15 protein-coding genes are annotated in these 13,343 nt (G+C 42.8%); 6 read left to right on the forward strand and 9 right to left on the reverse strand.

Annotated elements, in window-relative coordinates; translation table 11 throughout:
- Positions 1-7: 7 nt before the first annotated feature.
- Positions 8-883 (reverse strand): glucose-1-phosphate thymidylyltransferase RfbA, encoded by an 876-nt coding sequence (gene rfbA / locus EHV08_RS01895; protein ID WP_126677740.1) that lies wholly within the window; start codon positions 881-883, stop codon positions 8-10.
- Between the two features lie 152 nt (positions 884-1,035).
- On the opposite strand from rfbA, the gene EHV08_RS01900 reads away from it, so the two are divergent.
- From EHV08_RS01900 to EHV08_RS01920, 5 genes are all read left to right on the forward strand, one after another.
- On the forward strand, positions 1,036-1,659 hold the full coding sequence (locus EHV08_RS01900; protein ID WP_126677741.1) for a hypothetical protein: 624 nt from the start codon (positions 1,036-1,038) through the stop codon (positions 1,657-1,659).
- Between the two features lie 121 nt (positions 1,660-1,780).
- Positions 1,781-2,080 (forward strand): hypothetical protein, encoded by a 300-nt coding sequence (locus EHV08_RS01905; protein WP_126677742.1) that lies wholly within the window; start codon positions 1,781-1,783, stop codon positions 2,078-2,080.
- A gap of 17 nt (positions 2,081-2,097) precedes the next feature.
- The gene (locus EHV08_RS01910) at positions 2,098-2,391 is read left to right on the forward strand and encodes a cell division protein ZapA (RefSeq protein ID WP_126677743.1); all 294 of its coding nucleotides are present in this window, start codon (positions 2,098-2,100) and stop codon (positions 2,389-2,391) included.
- A 53-nt stretch (positions 2,392-2,444) separates the two neighbouring features.
- Positions 2,445-3,977 carry a ribonuclease Y gene (rny, locus tag EHV08_RS01915; RefSeq protein WP_126677744.1) on the forward strand — a complete coding sequence of 511 codons (1,533 nt, stop codon included), beginning with the start codon at positions 2,445-2,447 and terminating at the stop codon, positions 3,975-3,977.
- Positions 3,978-4,052: 75 nt separating this feature from the next.
- Positions 4,053-5,009 carry a LuxR C-terminal-related transcriptional regulator gene (locus tag EHV08_RS01920; protein ID WP_126677745.1) on the forward strand — a complete coding sequence of 319 codons (957 nt, stop codon included), beginning with the start codon at positions 4,053-4,055 and terminating at the stop codon, positions 5,007-5,009.
- A gap of 98 nt (positions 5,010-5,107) precedes the next feature.
- Here EHV08_RS01920 and EHV08_RS01925 read toward each other — a convergent pair whose 3' ends face one another.
- From EHV08_RS01925 to EHV08_RS01960, 8 genes are all read right to left on the reverse strand, one after another.
- On the reverse strand, positions 5,108-5,692 hold the full coding sequence (locus tag EHV08_RS01925; protein ID WP_126677746.1) for a helix-turn-helix transcriptional regulator: 585 nt from the start codon (positions 5,690-5,692) through the stop codon (positions 5,108-5,110).
- A 17-nt stretch (positions 5,693-5,709) separates the two neighbouring features.
- Entirely contained in the window at positions 5,710-6,867 is a 1,158-nt protein-coding gene (locus EHV08_RS01930) for a sodium ion-translocating decarboxylase subunit beta (RefSeq protein WP_126677747.1), read from the reverse strand.
- Between the two features lie 18 nt (positions 6,868-6,885).
- Positions 6,886-7,335, reverse strand: a complete 450-nt coding sequence (locus tag EHV08_RS01935) for a biotin/lipoyl-containing protein (RefSeq protein WP_126677748.1) — start codon at positions 7,333-7,335, stop codon at positions 6,886-6,888.
- 43 nt (positions 7,336-7,378) lie between these two features.
- A complete protein-coding gene (locus EHV08_RS01940; RefSeq protein WP_126677749.1) occupies positions 7,379-8,335 on the reverse strand; it encodes an OadG family protein in 957 nt (318 codons plus the stop codon).
- Between the two features lie 79 nt (positions 8,336-8,414).
- Entirely contained in the window at positions 8,415-10,103 is a 1,689-nt protein-coding gene (locus tag EHV08_RS01945) for a putative transporter (protein WP_126677750.1), read from the reverse strand.
- A 251-nt stretch (positions 10,104-10,354) separates the two neighbouring features.
- Entirely contained in the window at positions 10,355-10,804 is a 450-nt protein-coding gene (locus tag EHV08_RS01950; protein WP_126677751.1) for a MarR family winged helix-turn-helix transcriptional regulator, read from the reverse strand.
- Positions 10,805-10,881: 77 nt separating this feature from the next.
- Positions 10,882-11,433 carry a glutathione peroxidase gene (locus tag EHV08_RS01955; RefSeq protein ID WP_126679388.1) on the reverse strand — a complete coding sequence of 184 codons (552 nt, stop codon included), beginning with the start codon at positions 11,431-11,433 and terminating at the stop codon, positions 10,882-10,884.
- A gap of 101 nt (positions 11,434-11,534) precedes the next feature.
- Complete coding sequence (locus EHV08_RS01960) at positions 11,535-11,708, reverse strand: transcriptional regulator (protein ID WP_126677752.1); 174 nt, start codon at positions 11,706-11,708, stop codon at positions 11,535-11,537.
- A gap of 477 nt (positions 11,709-12,185) precedes the next feature.
- Between EHV08_RS01960 and EHV08_RS01965 the strand changes: the two genes are divergently transcribed.
- Positions 12,186-13,313, forward strand: a complete 1,128-nt coding sequence (locus EHV08_RS01965; protein WP_126677753.1) for an esterase-like activity of phytase family protein — start codon at positions 12,186-12,188, stop codon at positions 13,311-13,313.
- Positions 13,314-13,343: the final 30 nt, after the last annotated feature.

Raw genomic sequence — 13,343 nt, forward strand, 5'->3', positions numbered from 1 at the left:
TATTGCTTTATTCGTTTATCAGGCGTTTCAAATATTGTCCATAATCGTTCTTTAGCATCGGTTCTGCAAGTTCAGATACACGTGCGGCATCTATCCAGCCATTTGTATATGCAATCTCTTCAAGACATGCTATCTTCAGTCCCTGTCGTTTCTCTATAACCTCAATGAATGTACTTGCTTCAGACAGACTGTCGTGTGTTCCTGTGTCAAGCCATGCGAAGCCACGCTGAAGTGTCTGCACCTTAAGGCATTTGCGTTTGAGATATTCTTGGTTTACGGTAGTAATCTCAAGTTCTCCACGTGCACTTGGTTTAATATTCTTGGTAATTTCCACCACGCTGTTGGGATAAAAATATAGTCCCACAACGGCATAGTTGCTTTTTGGATTCTTTGGTTTTTCCTCTATTGAGAGGCAGTTTCCTTGCGAGTCGAACTCGGCCACACCGTATCTTTCAGGGTCGTTCACATAGTATCCGAAGACAGTTGCATTTCCGTTTTTCTCTGCATCGATGACACTTTGCTTCAAAACTTCTGTAAACCCTACACCGTGGAATATATTATCTCCGAGCACAAGGCATACGCAATCGTCGCCAATGAATTTCTCACCGATTATAAATGCCTGTGCCAATCCGTCTGGTGATGGCTGCTCGGCATACTCGAAATTCACACCGATGTCTTTCCCGTCACCGAACAGACGTTGGAAACCCGGAAGGTCGTGAGGAGTGGAAATTATTAGGATATCTCTTATTCCAGCCTGCATTAGAGCCGAGATGGGATAGTAAATCATCGGCTTGTCAAAGATTGGAATCAACTGTTTACTTATGCCCTTTGTTATAGGGTAGAGTCGTGTGCCACTACCTCCGGCAAGAACTATTCCTTTCATAAAAAATGTTTTATCCAAAAAGTATTTTTGCAAAAATCATTGCAAAGGTAATAATTAAATCGGAGATAGCAACTGTAATATGGAGAAATATGACAAAATATTTTGATTTTTCGCAAATAAGGAGTACTTTTGCACGAAATTTTGTAGTAATCATGAGTTTCTTAAATAAATTATTTGGACGTAAAGATAGTGAAGAAGCAAAGATTGGTGGCATGGAAGATTATATGACTCTTGTCAGAGTTTACTTTCAAGCTTCAATGGCTTCAAGTCTCGGAATAACAAACCTCGCGTGGCTTCCCGACCTTAGGACATTCAAGACAACATTGAAAGTGCCTACGGTGAATAATAAGTTGGGAGTGGGCGAGAAGAGTCATTGCCGTAAGATGATGAAAGAAATGTATGGAACTTCAGACGATTTTTTCAAGGAAATTGATTTGAGTCTGAAGAAAAACTGTCGTAAGTTGCAAGACGTGCAGACTTACATGATTCAGTTTCAAGGTTTCTCTCAAGATCTTATGATGCTTATGGGCAACCTGATGAAGTTCAAACTTCGCGTGCCTTCTTTCTTCAAGAAAGCCATATATAGCATGACCGAGAAAACCGTCAACGATATATTCACAAAGAATGACTATAGCGATGCAGGAGTGATGAAGTCTGCGATAGCGGTGCGCCAGTACAATAAGCGACTCGGTTTTTCACAAAAATGGGTTACTGATTTCGTTTATCAAGTGGTGATTCTTGCAAAGAAAGAACCGGGAAGAAAAGATCAGGATTGATATAGCCAATCATCAATGGCGAGCATCTTAATAATCGGAATACTAAAAAAATACGAAATTTCGTTATAGAAATTTTGTTATATTATAAAAAAATGCTACTTTTGTCGAAAATTGTAGGTGCATGGCTGCAAATGAGAAAACTATAACGCTCTTCACAACGCGCGTAAGGCAGATGATACTCCGCTTCAATCAACTGAAAAAGGAGAATGAAGAGTTGTATGCTATGGTGGATGAGCGAGATACCTTGATAAAAAAGTTGGAATCTCAGAACCAGCAAGCACAGCGTGACTACAATTCGCTCAAGATGGCAAAAATGCTTGAAGTAACAGATGGTGACCTTGAAGGTGCCAAGAAGCGCGTGGCCGGTCTCATAAGAGACGTGAACAAATGCATCACGTTGCTCAGTGGTACGGAGGAATGACCCTAATACCGAGGCAAATGGCAGAAGACAATAACAAATTACACATAAGATTGCATGTTTACGATATGGAACTTCCCGTGACCATTGTACGCGAGGAAGAGGAGTTTTATCGTAATGCCGCAAAACTTATTACGGAGACAGTAAACAATTACGCACAGGTTTTCAAAGGGCGCAAAAGCGACAAGGAACTACTTTATATGGCCTTGATAGACATCGCATTGCGATACGTGAAAAACAAAGACCGTAATGATACTTCTCCTTACGATGATATTCTCGCCAAGATAACTTCGGAAATAGAGGAGGTTCTGTGATAATAAAGAGAAATAACGAGAATATTAACATAATATAAAAAACTTATACATTTATGATTTATGCAATAATAGCCGTGGCTGCACTTTTGATAGGTGGTGTCATAGGATATTCCGTTTTCCGTTACATTGCAACGGGAAAATATAACGAGATGTTATCTACGGCAGAAAAAGAAGCAGAGGTGCTGAAAGAGAAAAAACTGCTGGAGGTAAAGGAAACTTTCCTAAACAAGAAAAACGAACTCGAAAAAGAGGTAAGAACACGCACACAACGTATCCAACAAAGCGAGAACAAACTGAAACAAAGAGAAATCGCCCTCTCTCAAAAACAGGAAGATGTTGCAAAGCGCAGACAGGAAATAGAACAACAGCAGCAGCGCATCGAAAACGAGAAAAAAATCATTGCGGTAAAGCAAGAGGAATTGGAAAAGATGCAATTACAGGAACGTGAGAAACTCGAAGAACTGTCAGGATTGAGTGCAGAAGAAGCAAAGACACGCCTTGTGGAAAGTCTGAAAGACGAAGCACGCACAGACGCTGCATCGTATATCAACGAAATAATGGACGAGGCGAAACTCAACGCAAACCAACAGGCAAAGAAAATCGTTATACAGACAATACAGCGCACGGCTACCGAGACCGCAATAGAAAACTCGGTCAGCGTATTCCATATTGATAATGATGAAGTGAAAGGTCGCATAATAGGCCGTGAGGGTCGCAATATCCGTGCCCTTGAGGCTGCCTGTGGTGTGGAAATTGTTGTTGACGATACTCCTGAAGCCATTGTAATCTCGGCCTTTGACCCTATTCGCCGTGAGATTTGCCGCCTTGCCCTGCACCAACTCGTAAGCGACGGACGTATTCATCCCGCGCGTATTGAAGAAGTTGTGGCAAAGGTAAAGAAGCAGATTGACAACGAGGTAATAGAAACCGGAAAGCGGACATCGATAGACCTTGGTATTCATGGTCTGCATCCCGAACTAATAAGGATTGTTGGAAAGATGAAATACCGCTCTTCTTACGGACAGAATCTTTTGCAACATGCCCGCGAGACGGCAAACCTTTGTGCGGTGATGGCAAGTGAACTCGGACTGAACCCCAAGAAAGCCAAACGCGCAGGATTGCTTCACGATATTGGTAAAGTGCCTGATGAGGAAAGCGAATTGCCACATGCTCTATATGGAGCGAAGATTGCAGAGAAGTACAAGGAGAAACCTGACATTTGCAATGCTATAGGTGCTCACCACGACGAAATGGAAATGCAGACTCTGCTCGCCCCGATAGTACAGGTATGTGATGCCATAAGCGGTGCACGTCCGGGAGCACGCCGAGAGATTGTAGAGGCTTACATAAAGCGTCTTAACGACCTTGAAGCAATTGCAATGAGTTATCCGGGAGTAACAAAGACCTATGCCATACAGGCCGGTAGAGAACTTCGTGTAATTGTCGGAGCAGACAAGATGGACGACAGGGACACCGAAACACTTTCAGGAGAGATAGCAACGAAGATACAGAACGAAATGACATATCCGGGACAGGTTAAGATAACTGTTATCCGAGAGACTCGTTCCGTTGCATACGCAAAATAGTAACAACATTAAAAGATATGGAGAATGACAACTGTGTTTTCTCTATGCCTTTATTAATTATATAAGGTAAGTGATATGCGTGACTATAAAATGTATGAAGCCGAGGACAAGATGATAACACTCATCTCCGACAATTATCATATACTTGAGAGTTTAGGTAGATTCGGAATAAACCTTGGATTTGGCGATAAGACGGTAAAGGAGGTGTGTGAAGACCAGGATGTGGATACATACACATTCCTTGCAGTGGTTAATTTCTCTATCAACGGTTATCGAGACAGTGATGACAACGGTCGTCTTTCAGTACCGACATTGTTGCATTATCTGAAAGCATCGCATGTCTATTACCTTGACTACCAACTTCCGACAATACGTAAAGAACTCTTTGCGGCTCTCGACGAGAATGATAACTTGGCCAGACTTATACTGAAACTATATGATTCTTATGCGCGAGAGATAAGGACGCACATGAAATATGAGGAAGAAAACGTGTTCCCATACGTTGACAAACTGCTGAATGGAGAACCGGAAGATGGTTATGATATTGAGACTTTCTCAAAGCATCATGGGCAGACTACGCTCAAACTGCGCGAACTAAAGAACATCATTATCAAGTATCTTCCTTCTGATGCTTTGCACAACAACCAACTCATGGCCGTGCTTACAGACTTGTATAAGAGTGAAAAGTGGCTTGGTCAGCATGCAGAGATAGAGGACTATATCTTTATTCCTGCCATTCGCCGTCTCGAAAGACTGAAGAAGCAGAGTGATGTCAGCGTGAAGATTTCGAAAATGATAAGCCATAACACTGAAAATGGGGAGTCGTTAAGCGAACGCGAGCGCGAGGTTATAGTAAGTGTGGTTCAGGGAATGGCCAACAAGGAGATTGCCGACCATCTCTGCATTTCTATAAACACGGTAATAACTCATCGCCGCAACATTGCCCGTAAGTTGCAGATACATAGTGCCGCAGGACTTACCATTTATGCCATTGTTAACAATCTCGTTGATATAAGTTCCGTGAAATTGTAAGTCTATTACGTAAAAATACAAAAACCGGTCGTTGATAACAATTCCAACGACCGGTTTCTTTTTATCATAATGCAAAACATATAGTTCACGATAGGAATTTATATCTTGCTGATGTCAACGTACCCATGCATCACGGCATAGATTGTCAGTGCCGATACGCTCTTCAAGCCAAGTTTGTCCATAATATTCTTGCGGTGGGTTATTACCGTTGTAAGACCGATGTTCAGTTTGTCGGCAATTTCCTTGTTTATGAAGCCTTGCACTATGAGAGACATAACTTCCAGTTCGCGGTTTGTCAGAATCTGTCTGCTCAGGCATTCTGGGAGTTGTGGCAGGTATGCTCCTTTGGGATGCCCGCCACTGTGCATCACCAGTAAGGAACGTATCAGTTGCTTTTCAGGCACGTTTATGCAGATACATTTGAAGCCGCTCATCTGAGAGTCTTGCGATGTTGTCAGCACAATTGTCCGACGCACTTGTTCGAGAAAGAAGGCTCGATTGTCGAGAACTATATTCATCGCAACAAAAAGATGTGCAAACTGTTCCGGTTCTTGAGACTCGAATTCATCAAAAGAGTAGAAAGACTCTACTTTTACAATTGGCATCACATTTTGCAAGATATGTTTCAATCCCAATACCGATAAGGTGTTAGAGTCTATGATGGCAAGTTTTAGTCGTTCCATATTTCAGATATTATTTATCATTTAAGGAAACCGAGCAATGCACCTGCAGCCACGGCAGAGCCAATAACTCCGGCCACGTTAGGTCCCATTGCATGCATTAGCAAGAAATTGTGACGATCGTATTCCAGTCCGACGTTGTTAGAGATACGTGCCGACATGGGAACGGCCGACACTCCAGCGTTTCCAATGAGCGGGTTTATCTTCTTGTCCTTTGGCAGGAACAGGTTCATCAGTTTTACAAAGCCTACACCGCTTGCCGTAGCAACAATGAAAGCACAGGCACCGATAAAGAATATGAAAATGGTGTTCATCGTCAGGAACTCGCTTGCCTGAGTGGAGCAGCCGACTGTAAGACCGAGCAGCATCACAACTATGTCGTTGAGTGCCGAACCTGCGGTCTTTGCAAGACGTGTGGTCTTTCCCGACTCTTTCAGCAGGTTGCCGAAGAACAGCATGCCGAGCAACGGAAGTCCGGATGGCACGATGAAGGTCGTCAGAAGCAATCCGATGATAGGGAAGAGTATGCGCTCTGTCTGTGATACTTGGCGTGGTGACTTCATACGAATCAGTCGTTCCTTCTTGGTTGTCATGACCTTCATTATGAAAGGCTGTATGACAGGCACCAATGCCATGTATGAATAGGCGCACACAGCGATTGCTCCCATAAGGTTAGGAGCGGTTTTTGACGAGAGGAAAATGGCGGTAGGCCCGTCGGCACCACCGATAATTGCTATACCTGCCGCCTGATTAGGTTCGAATCCAAGTGCCAAGGCAGTCATGTATGCACCGAAGATACCAAACTGTGCAGCGGCACCGATAAGTATGAGTTTTGGGTTTGCTATGAGCGAAGAGAAGTCGGTCATTGCTCCTATGCCAAGGAATACAAGTGGCGGATACCAGCCATTGCGCACTCCTTGATAGAAAATGTTCAGCACCGAGTTGTCTTCATACAATCCTATTTCCAGTCCGGCATCCGCACGGAAAGGTATGTTTCCGAGTATTATGCCGAGTCCGATGGGCACCAATAGCAGTGGTTCGAAGTCTTTCTTTATGGCAAGCCAGATGAAGAAAGCGCCCACGGCAATCATAATGAGGTTGGGTATCGTGGTATTGGCAAAGCCGGTGTACGATAGGAACTCATTGAAGTTGCTTATTATGAAATCTGTAAATCCCATTTCTTACTTCTGTTTTATTTAACCGATGGTAACGAGCGGTTTACCTTCCATCACGGTGTCGCCGTCGCTTACATGTATTTCGGTTATCGTACCATTGGTCTCTGCCTCAATGTTGTTCTGCATCTTCATTGCTTCGAGAACTACTACAGTGTCACCCTCTTTCACTGCTTGTCCTACGGTGACTTTCACTTCGGTTATCGTTCCGGGCAGCGGTGCAGTCACTTTCATCCCTTTGCTTGCCGGTTTGCTTTCCTGCTTAGGTTCCGGAGTCTGCTTTCTTGTTACTGTCGCGGGCTTACTTTCTTTCTGCGTTACCTCTTTATTTGGTTTGCTGTGAGTCTTTATGGTCTCCGGCATTTCTATTTCAAACTGTTTTCCGTTTACTGAAACGTATGCTATGTTGTTTTCAATATCCTGTATTTCTACGTTGTATTCTATCCCGTTTACTTTATATTGATAGTTGCCCATAATGATTTCTGTTTATTGTTTATATTTGGTTTTATGTTTTTTATCAAAGATTATTGAATGAATTGTGCCACCTTGTTTCATGCGGCGTTATTGTTATGACATCAGACTCTTCGTCGTGTATGTCATCTTGATACTGCTTTAGAGCCATTGCTATAACCGCTGTGTATGTTGCCAATTCTTCGTTTATGGCGAGTGTGGCCACTGCGATAGCAACATCGTCTGCTGTTTCGTTATCGTTTCTGTCGGATTTCTTCTCGACGATTTTCGGATATTTGCTGATTTTCTCTCTCTCTTTCTTCTCTTTCTTTGATGCAATGATGTATTTTCCGAAAAGTGTGAAGAAGACGTATAACAATATAAGGCACGAAAAAACGATACCCATTGACAGTACGGTGATACCGATTCCGTGTGGGTCGTCTCGTTTTAGTCGTGCAATTTTCGACTCATTAATCTCGATGTAGTTGCCTATTCCGGGCGTAACAGCCTCTGCCGGCTTTATGTCCCACTGTCTTGAACCGTCTTTTGTTCTTGCGTAAGACTTGTTTTCTCCGAGTGCCGGTACCGATATTGAGTCTATAAGGTCTATGCCGTTGCCATCGTAGAGAGCCACCCATGTAGGTTCACCGGGAGTTACTCTTACACTGAAGTGCAGTTTTCCGGCCGTAGGACTGGAGTTTAAGAACAGTATGAGGTGTTGCTGCCCGGCCATCTGTGTCCTTTCTTCCTCACCGGGAATAGGGCTCATCAGTTTTATTCGTTCGGGCGCAGATAGGTTTTCGTCGAGTACTTTCCTGTTTGTGGTGATGAACATACCCCGCACGTTGTATGTGGAATACGAAGAGTTGGCAAGTTCTAACCACGGAAGATGTCGCCCGACATCATCTTGCAAACTGGCAGTATTGTTTGTCAGCACTTCGTTTATCTTGATGTTCTTGGCTCCTTGGGCAAACATCACGATGCCGGTAAACAATACTGCCAGTGTTAGAATCAGTTTTTTCATTGTATAATTATTATATCAGTTTTGTTTGTTGCTTATCAAACGTGATTCTTTCCTACGGCTTTTAAGCTTGTATGCTGTGTCAAACGCCACAGCATACAAGAATAATAGTTTGAGCCATAAAAATCCTAAGGAACATACTGAGCGGATATACTGTCGAATAACCCACCGCAGGTGCTTCTTTCGAGCATGACGAATTGGCGTATGCAAGTGCGGGAGGGTCGGTATAAGTTCCGGCTATCATACCCATTATAGTGAAATAATTAAGTTTCAAACGGAGGCGTGCCAAGGGTCCGACGATAAGAATTGGTATCACGGTTATGAGGAATCCCGTCAGAACATATAGCATACCATCGCCCTCTGTTACCGTATTCCAGAATCCGGCACCTGCTTTTATACCCACACTTGCAAGGAATAGCACGAGTCCTATTTCTCGAAGCATCATGTTTGCAGATGTTGTAGTGTATGTAACGAGGTGTATTTTGTACCCATATCTGCCAATCAGTATGGCGATGATAAGCGGACCGCCTGCGATACCGATTTTCAATGGTACCACCATACCGGGAATTGCTATCGGAAGAGAACCGAACAAGATTCCTATTATTATTCCGATGAATATTGTTGCGATGTTAGGAGCCTCAAGACGGCGTATCGAGTTGCCCATCATATCTGCTACGCGGTTTACCGAATCTTCCGGACCAACCACCATTATGCGGTCGCCAACCTGTAGTGGCAGCGATGCACTGGCAAATATGTCCATGCCTTGCCGCGTTACCCTGGTAACGTTTACGCCATGAACTCTCGATAGTTGCAGGTCGATGAGAGTCTTTCCGTTAATGCTCGGACGCGTAATGAGAATCCTCTTGCTCACCAACGGCATGTCTTGTTTCTCCCATTCCACGTTTATCTTTGGTCCTATAAAGGCTGTTATTCCCTCTGTGTCAGCCTCTGTGCATACCACGAACAACTGGTCGTTGATATGAAATATCGTGTCACGGTTAGGTATGCTTACGTGTCCGTCGTGAAGTATGCGGGTACATACGAAGTCGCGATTTAGAAAACTATGCACCTGCTTCAGGGTCTTGCCCTCAAGATAGGTATTCGTTACTTTCAGATGTAGTTGGCAAGGCTTCACATTGGCGTTGCCATTCTCTTTAAGTTCAAGGTCATTTTCTTCTTTACTGAGTTTTATCTTACATATATATCTTATGAGAATCGTAGCACCGATAATACCAATAACACCGAGAGGATAGGCACAAGCATATCCGGATGCAATCTGCGGGGGCTTTACATTGGTGAACACGCTGTTCAATGCTTCGTTGGCAGCACCGAGACCGGGCGTGTTGGTTACTGCACCATACAGCGTTCCAACCATCATCGGCAGGTTGGCAGAATCTGAAGTGTCGAAGAAAATGAAATAACATACGAACATCACAATCACGTTCAAAATGATTGTTATGGTTGCCATGGCGTTAAGTCGCAGTCCGGCAGAACCGAAACTTTCAAAGAAACCGGGTCCTACCTGCAAACCAATCATAAAGACGAATAGCACGAGTCCGAATTCCTGAATGAAGGTAATGGTACTTGTTGGAGCAGTGAAACCGAAATGACCTGCAATGATTCCGGCAAAGAGAACGAAAGTTACACCAAGTGAAATGCCGCCTATTTTAATCTTGCCCAGCAAGACTCCAGCGGCAATCACAATAGAATACAAAAGCACGATGTGTGCAACCGAGTCGGTAGTTTTAAATAAATGAATTAACCAGTCCATAAAAATGTGTGAAAAGTTTGGGTGCAAAGATACTAATAAAGTTATTCATAAAATAATTTTTATTCACTTATTTTCATGGTTTTATGCCTTTTCTCCCATTTTAATATTTCTTATGTCACGTAATGATTTGTTGTGAATATTAATTTGTGTCAATTTCGGATATTTGTTTGAATTATGGAAACGATAAATGGCTATCCATGCGGACAGCCATTTGTTGTTATGTAAATATTCTTTGCGATGTAACGAAAAGGTTACTCCTTGTTATTCATTTTGTCTATAAAATCATCGAGAATGGGTATCATCGTTATCAGTTTCTCCGGTTCCAGATGGCATGAGGTGAGGTTTTCTTTCATACAGCTCGGAATGACAGCAGCCTTTTTCTTCAGATCTTTTCCCTTTTGTGTGAGGTAAACAATCTGTTGACGCTTGTCGGTATCACTGTCATGACGAGCCACAAGCCCTTGTTTCTCCATACGTTTGATTAGTGGAGAAGTGGTATTTATGCCTAAAAGCAGTCGTTTGCCGATTTCGTTTATCGGCAGATTGTCGTTTTCCCATAACACCAGAAGAACCAAATATTGAGTATAGGTGATGCCTTGTGGTTTTAAGAACGGTTCGTAGGCCTGAACAATCAGACGTGCTGCTGTATAAAGACGGAAGCAAAGTTGGTTCTCAAGTTTCAGTTGCTCGTTATTATTCATGTTTTGTGGTTACTGATTAAAATAATCAAATCCCGATACCTTGGCAAGTATCGGGACGTTGTGAGAATATCTGAGAATTACTGTTTCAGCAGTGCTGAGATGCATTCTTCAACCTGTTTCATATCAGCGTTAGCCTCGAATCGTGCCACCACTTCGCCTTGACGATTGATGATGAACTTTGTGAAGTTCCATTGTATGTCGTCTTTCTTACGAGGTTCATCATTGCTCTCGTTGTAAAGTTTTTCCATTACAGAGGCGATTTTCTCGTCGAAAGAACTTTCACAACCCTTCTGACTCTTCAGCCATGTGTACAATGGGAGTTCGTTCTTGCCGTTAACATCTGCTTTCTTGAACTGTGGGAAGTCAGTGCCGAATTTCATTGTGCAGAACTGAGAGATTTCCTCGTCAGAACCGGGAGCCTGGTGTCCGAACTGATCGCATGGCACGTCCAATATTTCAAGACCGTCTGCCTTAAATCTTTTATACATATCTTCCAGAACTTCATATTGTGGTGTGAAACCGCAACCGGTTGCTGTGTTAACTATCATCAATACCTTACCTTTATATTCAGAGAGACTAACGTCGTTGCCTTTCTTGTCTTTCAGATTGAAATCGTAAACTGTGTTCATTATCTTATTTTCCTTATTATTTGTGTGTTGAGCATTTGCTTTTTGACCGTAGCCGAGCATTGTAAGCAAAGCCACCGTAATTACTATTAATATTTGCTTGCTCATTTACTTGGTTCCCATTTGCAACGAACAGGAGAAATAATTGCTCCTTCTTTTTTCAACTCGGCAAAAGCCTTATCAACTTCCTTGCGGTCTGCACCCAATGATTTTGTTACGTCTCCTGCAGATACCGGTTTTCCGGCTTCACGCATTGCTTGTAATACTTGTTCTTTCATATCATTTGTTATTTATTAATTACGAAATATTTTACTGTCTTTAGGATGTCTGTTCCGTTTTGACAATGCAAAGATATGATAAATAATTAATATCGCAAGCGATTTATTTTAAATATTAACACCTTTTAGATAATATCGCGCGCGATAGTTGTTGCTTTAACAAATCTTTGTTGTTTATCGTGCACGATATTGTTTGTGGTGTAATATTAAGGAGTGATTTATATAAAAGACGTATTGATGTGGGCAGAATCAGGATGTCACATTATATATATAATTATAGGTTGTCGTGAACTGTAATGTGAGAAGATTTCTTATACAAACCAAATTCGCCTGTTTTGGTGAGCAATTTGGGCGAATTTGCGCTGCAATTTGGGCGAATTTGGTTAGCGAAAGGATATCTTTTGGAAAGGTATTGATTTGCTTCTTTGCCGCTAAAATTGTATTTTTGCAGACAGAAAACGTTTTTTGTGAAAAGTAATGGATATTAGAAACGGATTTTTGTCGGCATTGTTACTTATAATGACAGGCACGTTGGCGGTGGCAGATGGTAAGGATAGTGTTGTACTTGTGAGGGAAAACAAAGCCCATGATTTCGGCAATGCCATTCCGGCAGGCAACTATAGTGGCATAGTGAATGTGGAGAACGATCTCTATGCGCTTGTCAGTGATAAAAGCAAGCGAGGTGAGATAGTGTTCGTGAGAATAAAAGTGGATAGGAAGACCGGAAACATAATAAGTGCCAAACATGTATATACGCTACCTACGGGCGAGCGTAACATGGACAATGAGGATATTGTTTATTGTCCTCGTTCAAGGTCATTTTTCATCGCTTGTGAAGAAACAAACGAGGCCAAAGAGTTCTCGATAGATAAGTTCGCATATAACGCGAAAATCACTCCGACCGGTAAAACGCTCGATTTCGGAGATTTGAAAGGTAAGACTTATCCTAATCGTGGAACGGAATCGCTTGCATATGATGCCGCGAACAATCTGTTTTGGACAACAACGGAATGTCCATTGAAAGAAGATGGGACTATGGTAACGGCCGAATGTGTGTCGCGACAGCCTCTAAGACTTATTTCTACTGATGCAGAAGGCAACAGGAGGCAGTACGCGTATCTTATGGATGCTCCGGAGGATGGTGGAAAGATGAAAAGCATAGTGTGTGGAGTGAGTGCCATGACGGTGCTTGAAGATGGTCGTTTGCTCGTTCTTGAACGTGAGTTGCATATCCCTGATGGTTATCTCGGAGCATTTTCCGTGATGAAGATTTATGCGGTTGATGTAGAGAATGAAGTGCAGATAGGGCAGGGTGACACTCTTTCAGACGCTTCACCTTTCGTCAGCAAACAACTTGTTTGCCGCTGGCGCACTTCTCTCGGATTGCTTTCTCATTCCTTTGCAAACTATGAGGGGATGTGTCTTGGTCCGCGACTTGATGATGGTTCGCAGGTTATAATGCTCGTAAGCGATTCGCAAAATCAGTTTGCCGGCGTTCTTAGTGATTGGTTTAAGAGCATAGTCTTGAGCGATGAGCGTTTTTGTAACGTTCTTTCTTCGCTTTGCTTCGAAAGCGTCTCCTATCGGAGCCGAGCGGAGCGATGAGGGTTATTTCTTCGCTTTTCTTCGAAATCG

The organism is Prevotella koreensis (assembly GCF_003977605.1).
GTDB classification, from domain to species: Bacteria; Bacteroidota; Bacteroidia; order Bacteroidales; family Bacteroidaceae; genus Prevotella; species Prevotella koreensis.

What these genes read in the sequence shown, in the direction of transcription:
- rfbA (WP_126677740.1), bottom strand. Translation starts at nt 883, where the DNA reads ATGAAAGGAATAGTTCTTGCCGGAGGTAGTGGCACACGACTCTACCCT.
- EHV08_RS01900 (WP_126677741.1), top strand. Translation starts at nt 1,036, where the DNA reads ATGAGTTTCTTAAATAAATTATTTGGACGTAAAGATAGTGAAGAAGCA.
- EHV08_RS01905 (WP_126677742.1), top strand. Translation starts at nt 1,781, where the DNA reads ATGGCTGCAAATGAGAAAACTATAACGCTCTTCACAACGCGCGTAAGG.
- EHV08_RS01910 (WP_126677743.1), top strand. Translation starts at nt 2,098, where the DNA reads ATGGCAGAAGACAATAACAAATTACACATAAGATTGCATGTTTACGAT.
- rny (WP_126677744.1), top strand. Translation starts at nt 2,445, where the DNA reads ATGATTTATGCAATAATAGCCGTGGCTGCACTTTTGATAGGTGGTGTC.
- EHV08_RS01920 (WP_126677745.1), top strand. Translation starts at nt 4,053, where the DNA reads ATGCGTGACTATAAAATGTATGAAGCCGAGGACAAGATGATAACACTC.
- EHV08_RS01925 (WP_126677746.1), bottom strand. Translation starts at nt 5,692, where the DNA reads ATGGAACGACTAAAACTTGCCATCATAGACTCTAACACCTTATCGGTA.
- EHV08_RS01930 (WP_126677747.1), bottom strand. Translation starts at nt 6,867, where the DNA reads ATGGGATTTACAGATTTCATAATAAGCAACTTCAATGAGTTCCTATCG.
- EHV08_RS01935 (WP_126677748.1), bottom strand. Translation starts at nt 7,335, where the DNA reads ATGGGCAACTATCAATATAAAGTAAACGGGATAGAATACAACGTAGAA.
- EHV08_RS01940 (WP_126677749.1), bottom strand. Translation starts at nt 8,335, where the DNA reads ATGAAAAAACTGATTCTAACACTGGCAGTATTGTTTACCGGCATCGTG.
- EHV08_RS01945 (WP_126677750.1), bottom strand. Translation starts at nt 10,103, where the DNA reads ATGGACTGGTTAATTCATTTATTTAAAACTACCGACTCGGTTGCACAC.
- EHV08_RS01950 (WP_126677751.1), bottom strand. Translation starts at nt 10,804, where the DNA reads ATGAATAATAACGAGCAACTGAAACTTGAGAACCAACTTTGCTTCCGT.
- EHV08_RS01955 (WP_126679388.1), bottom strand. Translation starts at nt 11,433, where the DNA reads ATGAACACAGTTTACGATTTCAATCTGAAAGACAAGAAAGGCAACGAC.
- EHV08_RS01960 (WP_126677752.1), bottom strand. Translation starts at nt 11,708, where the DNA reads ATGAAAGAACAAGTATTACAAGCAATGCGTGAAGCCGGAAAACCGGTA.
- EHV08_RS01965 (WP_126677753.1), top strand. Translation starts at nt 12,186, where the DNA reads ATGGATATTAGAAACGGATTTTTGTCGGCATTGTTACTTATAATGACA.